Here is a 12339-nt window from a genome sequence, read left to right as displayed (position 1 = left end):
GAACTGGTGCCCACTTAAATTTAAGTGCACACCATGTCCTGGCTTTGCGGGGCTGGGTAGATGACTTGGCCGGACGGATACGTTTCGGTAACACGCCGTGCAGTTGTTTTAAACAGGACAATCAAGTTTTTACTTGAGCAAAAACATGGCTAGCGAACCCTAAAAATCATGTTGCATTCAACCTGGATTCGTCTTCACTGAACACGTTGGTTCAGAGGCCGGCCACCTCTGAATCAGCGGGATAGCCCGGTGCTTGCAAGACAGCTATAACCAATCTCATCGACTTGGTATTGGCCTTATCTGTACCACTTTCAAGCTCGCTTGCAGGTAATGCACATGCCCTCAGATTCTTGCCCCGGCGTGGATGAAAAGACAGCTCTCGATAATTTCGTAAGCGCTGCTTCCTGCCTAGAAGCTTGTTCAGGCGCCGTTTTGGTTTTGCACGAAGGCGTGCACTGGCGCATCGCATCCACCTACGGATCCGCGCCAGACTTTAAGATCGAAAAAGCTATCGATGCCTGGCTGAAATTCGTGTTGTCTTACGACGACGTAGTCGATCTCAATGAAATTATGGTCGGCAACGCCGTTCTCCCTATAGGTTTCGAGCGGGGGATCGGCGATTTTCAGGTCTGCATTGCTATCAAAGATGCTGCTGAGCGTCTTGCTGGTGTGGTGCTGATGACAGTCCCGCTACCCCGCAAGGGACTTAGCGCCGCGCAGATCTGCTTTCTGCGAACTCACGCTGCCGACCTCTATGCCGCCCTCCAACCAACGCGGGTAAATGATTCTGCCGCACGCCTGCGCTTATTGGAGTCGGTGGTGGTCAATTCAAAGGACGCCATCCTGATTACAGAGGCCGAGCCCATCGACATGCCGGGGCCGCGCATCGTTTATTGCAATCCGGCGTTTCTGGCGAATACCGGTTTTTCCCTCGAAGAGGTCATAGGGCAGACCCCTCGCATATTGCAATGCGAGGAGAGCAACCGCGACACGCTTCGGCAATTGCGAGCGTCGTTGCAACGATGGGAACCCATCGAAGTTGAGCTGATCAACGCACGACGCGACGGGACTCGATTTTGGGTACAAATGAGCATCGTACCGGTGGCAAACGAGAACGGCTGGTTTACTCATTGGGTGTCTGTGCAGCGAGACATCACTGAGCGAAAAGAAGCTGAGGAGGCATTGCAACAAGCACAGATGGATCGTGAGGAACGCGTGGCGCTCCAATCACGGCTGGTGGAGCGCGAGAGAATTCAGGAGGAGTTGTCCTACGCTGCATTTCACGATGAACTCACAAGACTCAAGAACCGGGCGTACTTCACAAGCCACATCGAGGAAGCCCTAAGTAGAAAGGGCGACGGCAGCCGTAGCACGGCTACAGTTTTGTATATGGACCTCGACCGGTTCAAATACGTCAATGACGGCATAGGTCATCACGCTGGTGATGTATTGCTCAAACGGGTTGCGGAGCGGTTGCATTATTCCATTGACGTCGAGGCGGTGGTTGCGCGGATTGGCGGCGACGAGTTTGCCGTTCTACTTACTGGCGAAGACCACCAGAAACAGGCTGTCGAGACTGCCGGACGAATTATACAAGCGCTTGGCCTACCCATCGAGATCGAAGGCCAGACGCTGTTTACCTCCTGCAGCATTGGCATCGCGACCCTGGATAATCATCACAATACAGCTGAGGACCTGATTCGAGATGCGGATGTGGCGATGTATTCGGCCAAGAAACAAGGGCGTGGTCGCTTTGCGATCTTCGATGTGTCGATGCGGCAGGCCTCGATCGACATGTTGATGCTGCAAAGCGCGCTCAAGCATGCGATCACAGCCGATGAGTTCTACCTGGTATTCCAACCGATCTTCTCTGTAGAAACTGAGGCCATCGTGGGGGTTGAAGCCTTGATCCGATGGCGCCATCCGATCTGGGGAAATGTCACACCGGATGTTTTCATCAGCGTGGCAGAGGACATTGGCGTCATTCACGAGCTTGGTCAGTGGGTAATGCGCAATGCTTGCCGTGAGGTCAGGAGGTGGCGCGACAGCTTCCCGAAGAAAACCATCAAGCTCAACGTCAATGTGTCGGGGGTCGAGATGAACCGCAAGGGCTTCGCTATTCAAGTTGCCCATATACTTAACGAGACCGGATTTGACCCTTGCACTCTGCAGATAGAGATCACCGAGTCGGTCTTTCTGCATGAACCGGATGTTGTGCTCCAGACTCTGGTAGCCCTTCGAGCTCAGGGCATTCGCGTCGCGTTGGACGATTTCGGCACGGGCTACAGCTCCCTGAGCTATATCGACCGCTACCCTATTGATGTCATCAAAATTGATCGCTCATTCGTCTTCCGTATGATGAGCCATGAGCGCAGCGTTGCCATCGTCAAAAGTATTTTGTCGTTGGGCCAGGTGTTGGATCTGGCAATCGTGGCTGAGGGGGTAGAGACGCAAAGCCAGATGGCTCAGCTCAGAATTCTAGGCTGTCCTTATGCTCAAGGCATTCTGCTGAGCACACCCTTGCTTGCGGAGGACATGCATGCACTGCTCTCGGATTGATGGCCCAGGGCGCTCGGTCCATAGGTCAACCGACGAAGTCCGAGCCTTGCTCGGACATGCCACCCCACATTTGACTTCCAGTCGGAATGGATACGGGACAGATTGCTTTTTCGTACTCATCGACCTTCCCTACTAATTTTTTTCAAAAACAGCCGCTACCCAGCATTTTGCACCGTTGTATTCATCACCGCCTTCGGCAATGAAAATGTGATCTGTTTCATTCACAGCGTATACGCCTGGGCTCTCATCGCTCGCCTCACGCAAGGAGTCCTTCCAGCCGTAGACCGCGCCTTGCCAGATCAGCACGACGCCGCCACGGTGATCCTGGTTAGCATTTCGCCATTTTCTGGCAGTTGCACGAAGCGTTTCACTAAGATTGGTCACGGCTGATTTTCCTGCACGATCTGAGGTCCGATAATGCCCTGTTGCTACTGACAAAGCCCGCACGGGGCGGGCTTGTGGATGAAGCGACATTTTGGTTATTTGTGTAGCTGGTGGTGGAACGGGTGACTTGTCGCCGTGGTTACCATCAGCCATCAAGCCCTCAGGCGCAATAGCCGCTTTTCCTGCTCGATTAGGGGTACGATCACGGTATTCTTCTACGGCCACAGCCCCACTCGTGCCGGATTGAGCGTTGTTCAGTTTTTCTTACCTACACAGCTGCGTCGCAATGGCATCGAACTCACGGTCAAAACTAACTTTCTCTGCCGCGCTCAAGAAACCCTGCTGCTCGACGAACCGATTAGTTTCATTCCGGACGTTCTCTACACGCTTCACCATACGCTGTGCTTCAACCTCGGTAATACGACGGACTTTTCTTGAGGTACTGATATCGGCACTTAGAACATTGGCTCTTACTGACATATGTGCTTGTCCTGGATCGCTGATCTGCGCTCCGGTCTCGCCGGCTATTTCTTGTTGGTTTTGGATGTCACAGCTTGGAAGATTGAGGCTTTGCTGTGCAGCTGCAGCGGTCAGGCTAAAAGCAAACAACGAAGTGAAGAAAATATGTTTCATGACTCATTCTCTTTAATCAGATGTCAATCCCGCGTGCATGGCATACCACGACCTAGACGGTGCTACCCGGCAATTGATTAAGGCGAATCTGCTGCATGGGCTCGGCTAGGATATTTTCCAGAACCGGCATAGCGTTTGTCAGGGTCGGAGCCATCATGTGCGCTTGCAGTGCCGCTTCACTGTCCCAGCTTTCGTAGGAAACAAAGCGGGTGGGGTCTTCAATATCCGTCAACAGCGCATAGGCCTGGCACCCAGGCTCCTGCTGGAATTGCGGCAGGGCTGATTGCAGCAGGTTTTTCAATTGCGCTTCCATGCCTGGCTTGGCTTTCATGATCGCTACGACGTTAAGAGGTGAAGTCATGTGGGGAGTCCTGACAATGCCGGCGCCGGAATGGAGCCGTCAGCGCATGAGACATGCCACGTAAGATATTCATTCAGAAAAAGCAGGGAGGCTATTGAAATCGCTTTGCACCTATTGGCTAGGTGGCAAGGGTTTTTTTAAGGTGCCAGCCTGCTGCACACCGCAGGCACTCCAAAAAGCCTTTGTAGGTTCCCACGCGTATAGCATTTGATGCGCAAGCCATTGGTGTAGCATGCTGAAAAACCACTCTTGGTCCTCAGTCGCGTGACATCCATGGCTAACAGAAAAACCACTGTTTTCGCGCTCCAGAGACGTGCCTGTCTCTCCAGTACCTACCATTTGGCCCACTATGGTGAGTCGAAATGACCGACAAACCGTCGGAAATCGAGACCCTTCGCTCTGAGGTTGAGAGTCTGCGATCACAGCTGGCTGAGACACGTTGTCTACGCTCATACGAGCTCTTGGCGAATAGAGGCATCGATCATGTACACCTTGCGCTCAAGGCAGGCGGAATCGTAGGCACTTGGGCTTGGCACCCAATCCGGGACAGTTTCTCCGTGGATATTGGTTTTACCGAGGCGTTTGGGCTTGACGAAAGCCTTGTTTACAAGGAAGTGACCATCAACGAGGTTCTTGAGAACGTTCACCCAGAGGACCGACCAGGATTAGACACTGCGATCGCAGAGGCCGTGATACGCGGTGGCGCCTATAGACATCAATACCGAGTCAAGCGCGCTGATGGTCGGTATTACTGGCTTGACGCCCATGGCAGCGTCGGCTCCGATGAACACGGCGTACGGACCAGCTTTCCCGGATTTGTGATTGACATCACCAAGCAAAGGGCCGCCGAAGAACGGCTGCGGGTCAGTGAAGCGCTGACCAAAGAAAACGTGCAACGTGTGCAGCTTGCGCTAGCAGCTGGAGCCATCATTGGTTGCTGGATATGGGACCTGAAACTGGATCGTTTTACGGTGGACGAGGCATTCGCCGTGGCGTTTGGCTTGGACGCTGCTTTGGGCAAGGAAGGAATCCCACTGGCTCAGATCTTAGAGAAGGTTCATCCCGATGATCGCCCCGGGCTGATCGAAGCGATTGATCAGGCCATTGCTCGCGGCGGCAGATACGCTCATCAGTACCGAGTCAGGCGAGCAGACGGCAATTACTATTGGTTGGAAGCAAACGGTCGGGTCGATTGCGATGCGGATGGCATACCGGTGGGCTTTCCTGGCGTGTTGCTGGATGTAGAGGGTCGCCGTAGTGTTGAAGCAGAACGCGACCGCGCCATTGCTGATTTACAGGCACTCAACGAGAATCTGGAGAAACGTGTCGCCGAGCGCTCTGCTGAGTTGCAGGATGCGCAGGAGAGACTTCGGCAGTCCCAGAAAATGGAGGCGGTTGGCCAATTGACCGGAGGCCTTGCGCACGACTTCAACAACCTGCTGGCCGGCATTTCTGGGTCACTCGAATTGATGCAGGTTCGAATGATGCAAGGTCGTATCAATGACGCGGAACGCTATATAGGCGCAGCACAGGGGGCCGCAAAGCGTGCTTCTGCCTTGACCCATCGGTTACTGGCTTTTGCGCGTCGCCAGACCCTTGACCCACGACCGACCGACATCAATCGGCTGGTAGTTGAGCTGCAGGACATGATTCAGCGAACCGTCGGCCCCAGCATTCAATTTGAAGTGGTAGGTATGCCTGGGTTGTGGGTCGCGTTAGTGGACGTCCCGCAGCTTGAGAACGCGTTGCTGAATCTGTGCATCAATGCTCGAGATGCAATGCCTGCAGGCGGCCGTATCGTCGTCGAGACAGCCAATAGGTGCCTCGATGAGAAGACCGCAAAGCAGTATCAAATTCCAGAAGGCCAATACCTGGCCCTCAGCGTAACGGACACCGGATCCGGAATGCCACCGGAGGTGGTCGCGCGAGCATTCGAACCCTTTTTCACGACAAAACCTATTGGTAAAGGGACCGGCCTGGGACTGTCCATGATCTACGGATTCGCCCAGCAGTCGGGAGGACAGGTCAAAATTCATTCCGAAGTGGGACTGGGTACAACGGTCTGCCTGTACCTTCCTCGTCACTATGCAGAAGCGGAAAGTGAAGTGGAACAACCAGAGCGTGCCGCCATAACACCCAGTGACCACAGCAAAACTGTGCTGGTGGTAGACGATGAGCCAACGGTGCGCATGCTGGTCATGGACATCCTGGAAGACCTCGGATACATGGCTATCGAGGCAGGTGACAGCGCAGCAGGGCTGAATGTACTCCAGTCAAATGCGCGTATCGATCTGCTGATCAGTGACGTTGGGCTACCGGGCGGGCTGAATGGCCGTCAAATGGTGGACGCAGGTCGCGTCTGCAGGCCAGACCTGAAGGTCTTGTTTATCACCGGTTATGCGGAAAATTCTGTGCTGGGCAGTGGTCGGTTGGCACCTGGTATGGCCGTGCTGACAAAACCGTTCTCCATCGAAACCATGCGCTTACGCATCCACACAATGGTCGAGAACGCCAAGTTACCGTGAAAGCATTTGATCGAATGGCCTAACTGATAAGTCATAGCGCCAAGGGGTAACTCACAAGCGTGGTTGAGCAGGCATGGCCGTCAATAACTGGCCGCTCTCAGCGGGCTTACATGCCACCTCTACAGCCAGCGCGAATAGCTTAGTGCCTATGTGCTCGACAAAGCGCCCCACGCGAAAAGGCTCGCAGACGTGAATTGGCCTGGCCATTTGTCGTGGTGCCGACTGCCGAGCACCCCGCGCCCGGCACCACCTTCGAACATGGCCTGCAACGTTTACTTGAATTCCGCTGCGCATCAGTGAGCTCGTGCCTGGAGGGCGGAAATCCGCTCGATCCAGAGGTCGTGCACCTGAGCTTCAAGAAACAGATACACCTCTGGTTCAACAGCCTGCACGTCCTGCAGAGCCTGGATAAAACCGCGACAGAACTGAAAACAGTGTTCGACTTGAACCTCTGTTTGACTGCTGCATAGGTCGAGCTGCTGGAGGTCGAACTCGTGGGTCAGGGATTCGCTAACAGCTCATATGACCGCACTGACAAGGGCCGCAATTACCACGTTGACGAACTTTTTCTTACGAAAGCCAAGGCCATTGCGTTCGGTGAAGCCAAGCTAGCAGCGCTTGCCAAGAAGCTGGAAAGACGTCAAAAAGGGTTACTGAAGCGACGATTGGAGTTGCACAGATGTAAATGAAATTGGCTTGCACAAGCGTCCACAAGGGTAGCGGGCCCCTTCGGTAATCTCTGCCCGCAGGGATGTCTTGAGCTTGATGACTTTGTCTAGCAATCGGGCGGTCAGGTGCGCGTCTGATCGAGCGTGGGTGAAGGAAACGACAGTGTGCATTTACTTGCCGCATTATCTGGAGAAAATTTCCGAGGCTCCGGGCAAATCCAGCTGATCAGTGTGCGGTCAGCTTTTGGCAAATCGCCTGCAGCTGATTCAAGGTGAATGGCTTGTTCAACCAGTGCACATGATCATAGTCCAACGTGTTTACCGCAGCATGGAAACCTGACGCGACGACTACAGGCACCTGAGGTAGCAGGTCATGCAGCCTTTGGACCAGCTCGAGCCCGTCGATACTGCCAGGCATTCTCAGGTCAGTGATCAGCAGATCTGCATCGAAACCATTATGCTGAATGTGACTCCAGGCAGAATCTGCCTCGCAGAATGCTCTGACCCTATGACCTTCCATTTCCAGAATTTCGACCATGATGGTCAATATGTCCTGCTCATCCTCGACAAGAATGATGATGCTCATGAGGTAATTCCTGTCGTGACGATCAGACCTGTCTGAGCGATGTCTGAGCATTTGAGTGCATGTAACTGATTGGACACACCGATCTAGAAATCGAGCCTTCGCTCCGATGAGCGGGGCAAAAAAGGGAATTGATTTCTACACGGGCCGGCGGGCTTTAGCAGACCACTCCCCCACGCTGATTCTTCGACCTCTCTAACCAACGTTAGGCCTGCGACGGCGCAGCGACTTAATAGCGAACATGGATTGTCAGTTCAGTCTCCCATCAGTGCCTGACCGTGAGCTCTTAAATTTTTGGCATCCACACCTGAATTAATGAAAACAGTCGCCCAAGCTCAATGGGTTTTGCCAGATAATCATTGGCACCTGCCGCCAAGCATCGGTCTTGATCTTCTTTCGTTGCTTTGGCAGTCACCGCGATGATGGGTAGCTTTCGCCAAACCGGGTTTTGCCGAATACGCCGTGTGGCCTCGAAGCCGTCCATCTCCGGCATCATGATGTCCATGAGCACAAGATCGACATGCTCCGCTCCTTGGAGTCGCTCAATAGCTTCAACACCATTGCGAGCTACCACAATCAAAGCCCCCCTTTGCTCCAAGGCGCTGGTCAACGCAAAGATGTTTCGAACATCGTCGTCCACTACCAATACAGTGCGACCCTCGAAGGCTCTATCGCGGTTGCGTGCCACCATCAGCATCTTCTGCCGATCACTAGAGAGGGTATTTTCTACCTTGTGCAGGAACAAGGTCACTTCATCCAGAAGGCGTTCAGGAGAGCGTGCCCCTTTGATGATAATCGTCTGGGAGTAACGGAGTAATTCTGCTTCCTCTTTCCGGGTGAGAGATCGCCCTGTGTAGACAATCACCGGCGGCGAAGATGGCAAAGCCTCCATAGACATGTGTTTGAGCAAGTCGTTGCCCGTCATGTCTGGCAGTGCCAGATCGATAATCATGCAGTCAAATGCTTCTCGGCGCAGGAGGACAAGCGCATTTTCCCCCGACTCCACCGCGCTGATTTCAACATCATCGTCGCTGATCAATCTGACTACGCTCTCGCGCTGGCGGGCATCGTCCTCAACCAGAAGCACCCGCTTGACCTTTTGAGCAAGTTTTGACTCCAGTCTGGCAAATACCTCTTTAAGTTCGACCAACGTTGCTGGTTTGACTGCATAACCGACAGCGCCAAGCTGCATGGCAGTCATCTGTCGTTCTTCAACGGATATTACGTGGACCGGAATATGCCGCGTGGCAGCGTTTTCTTTCAGGCGGTGAAGCACAGTGAGCCCAGAATGATCTGGCAACCGCATATCCAAAAGAACGGCATCCGGAAAGAATTTCGATGCCAGTTCAACCCCTTCATCTGCACCGTGGGCCACCAGACATTGGTACCCTTGCTCGTGAGCAAGATCATAAAGAACCTGAGCGAAGCGTGCGTCATCCTCCACAACTAGGATCACGCGCTTGTCGAACGGCGCGTATTGGCGATCGTCTGCAAAGGTGGGGATCGAAGCAAGTGAAGCACGGGTATCGCTCGCCGGTGGCGAGGCCGGCATCGCTACTGAAATTGCCTGCACGACCATGGCCGGGAGAATCTCGCCATCGAAACGTTCTGGGATCGTCAACGTGAAGACACTGCCCTTGCCTGGAGCGCTAGTCACGGTGATAGTCCCCCCCAGCAGTTCAGCTAGCTGACGGGAGATCGACAACCCCAACCCAGTGCCGCCAAAACGCCGGTTAATTGAACCGTCTCCTTGATGGAATGCCTCGAAAACACGCTCGATTTGATCAGCTGCAATGCCAATGCCTGTATCGGATATAGCAAACGCGACGCCCCCGCCTGGCTGAGACGAAACCGTCGTCTCCACACGACCGCTCTCCGTAAACTTGATCGCGTTGGCCAACAAGTTTTTTAGTACCTGCTCCAAGCGCTGCTGATCCGTGTATATGATCGGCGCTACCCCCTCTTGCAACTCAACGGAAAATTGGAGCGCTTTCTGGCCCGCGAGTGGCTGAAACGTATTTTTCAGATTCTCGACTAAACGCGCAGTGCTGATTTCGCTGGGAAATAAATCAAATCGGCCCGCTTCGACCTTCGCAATGTCAAGAATGTCGTTGATCAGATGCAGCAAGTCATTGCCCGCAGAATAGATCGACTCAGCGAACTTGACCTGTTCCTGCGTGAGATTTTCACCAGCGTTATCGGCCAAAAGTTTAGATAAAATCAGAGAGCTGTTGAGGGGGGTGCGCAGCTCATGTGACATGTTCGCAAGAAATTCGGACTTGTATCTGCTCGCACGCTGCAGCTCTTGCGCCCTGGCTTCGAGCTCTGATTGAGCCAGCTGAAGCTCTTCGTTTTTCCTATCAAGACTGTCGCGCTGCCGGGCCAGCTCCAGCCCTTGGTTGCTCAACTGCTCGTTGGTCTGCTCGAGCTCAACCTGCTGAACCTCTAGACTGGCTTGAGATTCTCTCAGTACGTGAGACTGCTGCTCCAGTTCTTCATTGGAGGTGCGCAGCTCTTCCTGTTGCACCTGAAGCTCTTCGTTCAGCTGCTGCGTCTCTTCGAGGATTTCCTGAATGCGTTGCCGGTACCGTGCAGACTCTACCGCTACCCCAACATCATGCATCACCAGCTTCAGCAGCTCAGCGTCTTTGGGTTCCAAAGCTCTTAGGAAACCCAGCTCAATGACGCCGTTGACCCCATCATCGTTGGCTACCGGCGCGATTAGTACGCTCGTAGGTCGGGCATCGCCCAGGCCGGATTTTACTTTTAGGTAATCTGGAGGAAGATCATTCAGCGAAACGATGTGATTTTGCTCAGCAACTTTTCCGATCAAGCCTTCCCCCAGTTGAAATGCCTGGCCCATTGAAGCTTGCTCGCGTGAAAACCCAAAGTTCGCCACGCGTACAAAATCGCCGAACGGCTGCCGGACATAAACGGCAGCGACCACAGCGCCCAAGTATTCGGCGAAAAACTCCAGGACATTTTTTCCAACCGAATCCGCAGATAGCTCGCCTAGCACACGCTGGGCGAGCTGGCTCTGTCCGTCTTTGAGCCAAGCGTCGTGCTCCAATCTGGTTTTGCTTTGATTTTGGGCGTCCACGATAGTGGTATACGAATTGGAAAGCCGTATGAGCTCTCTACGACCGAAATAGGCAAGAATAAGGTTTGCGGCCAAGGTGAATAAAACGAACGTGCTGATCGTAATGAACGTCGTGCGATGTACCGATTCAGTTCGCAATATTCTCAGCCCCTGCTCCATCGCGATCAGGTCACTGAACTCCGAACGCATCTCATCACCGAGCTGCTTGCCTTTACCCATTCGCAAAATACTTTCGACATCGCCGTTGCTACGCCGTATTTCAATGATCCGCTGCGCCCGATCTGCCCAGGCCGCTTGCAGCGCTCCGATGCGCTGCAAGCGATCCACTTGAGAAATATTGTCCGACACCAAGGCCTGAAGCGCCTTAATATTCCCGGGAACACGGACTCGGGCAAGCTCATAAGTATCGAGGTAACGCTCATCACCGCTAAGAAGATACCCTCGAACACCACTTTCCATGTCCACGGCGAGTTTCTGCGTTTCATGGGCATTGTTGATCACACGATCCGTGTGCTCGACCCAGTCAATTTGATCGAGAAGATAGGCAATCAAGGAAACGAACAGCAAGATACTAAAAAGGCCAAGCATCACTGGCGCTGCGACATTGCGTCGCAAAATTTTACGGAAATTACGCTCGTCAACAGCTCCAGTCGGCATGTCGAAAATCCTTCAGGGGGAAGGCGGGAAGCTTATCTGATAATTTGCCATTACTCACCGTCCGGCTACTGCCCGCCATGTGTAATGCGCAAAGCTTGTGTGGACTCCGTCTATTGCAGTGTGCCGGCTTTGGCATGGCGCTAGGCGGCACACTCTGAGCGGCAATCTCAAGAGACTGGTGGACGCTCCTGAGTATGAGTCGAGACGAGCTGCGCTTGATGACATTGTTCCACCGAAACAGGCTGCTGGAACTACGGTGGCGTGCGACTTTCGGAATAGGCGCAATCCGCAGCTTTCGGGATAAGGAACAACCCATGGCACAATCTGCCCATTATCGAATCGACTACATCTATAACGGCGCGTACAAGAGCTTTTACGTCAACACGGAGACGATGACCAATGCCGAGGCGTGGCACTGGGCTGCTGTAGACTCAGGGGTTGCACAGATCCCAAAATACCGTCGCGACAAGGTCCAGGTTGTCAGCAAATCCCTCGCTGAACGGCATGGAATTGCCGAAGTACAATGGTCTCAGGCCTAATAGCTTGAGACGCCCATGAATGGAGTTTGCGCCGTCGGGCACCGCTCAAACTGCTCATACGGTCACAGTGACCATACCTTGAATTGACATCGTCAGCTGCGAAAGCTTGAGGGTCGGGCTGACTGGCCTGTTGGCTTTCGCGAGATGATGTCAAACCCATCGGAACGCTGCTTCGTTACGGGCGGGAAAAGGCCATCATCAAATGAGCATCTCCCGGCCGGTACCAGGCTATGGTCAAGGAATGCGCCGGTTGCTCAGCATTACAAGGCGATCGTCGAAGGCCCGCTGATAGATCTCACCCAATAGGTTGAAATGCGTACGGGTAATAGC

9 protein-coding genes are annotated in these 12339 nt (G+C 53.6%); 4 read left to right on the top strand and 5 right to left on the bottom strand.

The genetic code is table 11. From position 1 onward, the window contains the following. The first annotated feature begins 336 nt into the window (after nt 1-336). A complete protein-coding gene (locus IFT47_RS26195) occupies nt 337-2559 on the top strand; it encodes a putative bifunctional diguanylate cyclase/phosphodiesterase (protein ID WP_244656079.1) in 2223 nt (740 codons plus the stop codon). A 132-nt stretch (nt 2560-2691) separates the two neighbouring features. On the opposite strand, the gene IFT47_RS26190 is transcribed toward IFT47_RS26195, so the two are convergent. The 3 genes from IFT47_RS26190 to IFT47_RS26180 form a co-directional block, all read right to left on the bottom strand. After that, nucleotides 2692-2943 carry a hypothetical protein gene (locus IFT47_RS26190; protein ID WP_192175000.1) on the bottom strand — a complete coding sequence of 84 codons (252 nt, stop codon included), beginning with the start codon at nt 2941-2943 and terminating at the stop codon, nt 2692-2694. Between the two features lie 264 nt (nt 2944-3207). Next, on the bottom strand, nt 3208-3576 hold the full coding sequence (locus IFT47_RS26185; protein WP_192174997.1) for a hypothetical protein: 369 nt from the start codon (nt 3574-3576) through the stop codon (nt 3208-3210). 52 nt (nt 3577-3628) lie between these two features. Beyond that, nucleotides 3629-3937 carry a putative quinol monooxygenase gene (locus IFT47_RS26180; RefSeq protein WP_192174996.1) on the bottom strand — a complete coding sequence of 103 codons (309 nt, stop codon included), beginning with the start codon at nt 3935-3937 and terminating at the stop codon, nt 3629-3631. Nucleotides 3938-4299: 362 nt separating this feature from the next. On the opposite strand from IFT47_RS26180, the gene IFT47_RS26175 reads away from it, so the two are divergent. Continuing rightward, on the top strand, nt 4300-6462 hold the full coding sequence (locus IFT47_RS26175) for a PAS domain-containing protein (protein WP_192174995.1): 2163 nt from the start codon (nt 4300-4302) through the stop codon (nt 6460-6462). Between the two features lie 212 nt (nt 6463-6674). Continuing rightward, complete coding sequence (locus IFT47_RS26170; RefSeq protein WP_192174994.1) at nt 6675-6932, top strand: hypothetical protein; 258 nt, start codon at nt 6675-6677, stop codon at nt 6930-6932. A gap of 424 nt (nt 6933-7356) precedes the next feature. Here the strand turns inward: IFT47_RS26170 and IFT47_RS26165 are convergent, their stop codons facing one another. After that, nucleotides 7357-7716 carry a response regulator gene (locus IFT47_RS26165; RefSeq protein ID WP_192174993.1) on the bottom strand — a complete coding sequence of 120 codons (360 nt, stop codon included), beginning with the start codon at nt 7714-7716 and terminating at the stop codon, nt 7357-7359. 283 nt (nt 7717-7999) lie between these two features. Further along, the gene (locus IFT47_RS26160; protein ID WP_192174992.1) at nt 8000-11470 is read right to left on the bottom strand and encodes a response regulator; all 3471 of its coding nucleotides are present in this window, start codon (nt 11468-11470) and stop codon (nt 8000-8002) included. 314 nt (nt 11471-11784) lie between these two features. Here IFT47_RS26160 and IFT47_RS26155 point away from each other — a divergent pair, with 314 nt between their 5' ends. Further along, on the top strand, nt 11785-12009 hold the full coding sequence (locus IFT47_RS26155) for a DUF6555 family protein (protein WP_192174991.1): 225 nt from the start codon (nt 11785-11787) through the stop codon (nt 12007-12009). Nucleotides 12010-12339 lie beyond the last annotated feature (330 nt).

It is taken from the genome of Pseudomonas sp. CFBP 13711 (genome assembly GCF_014842265.1).
Lineage (GTDB): Bacteria > Pseudomonadota > Gammaproteobacteria > Pseudomonadales > Pseudomonadaceae > Aquipseudomonas.
Note: the sequence above shows the minus strand (reverse complement) of the source record. Positions and strands in the feature narration are given on the sequence as shown.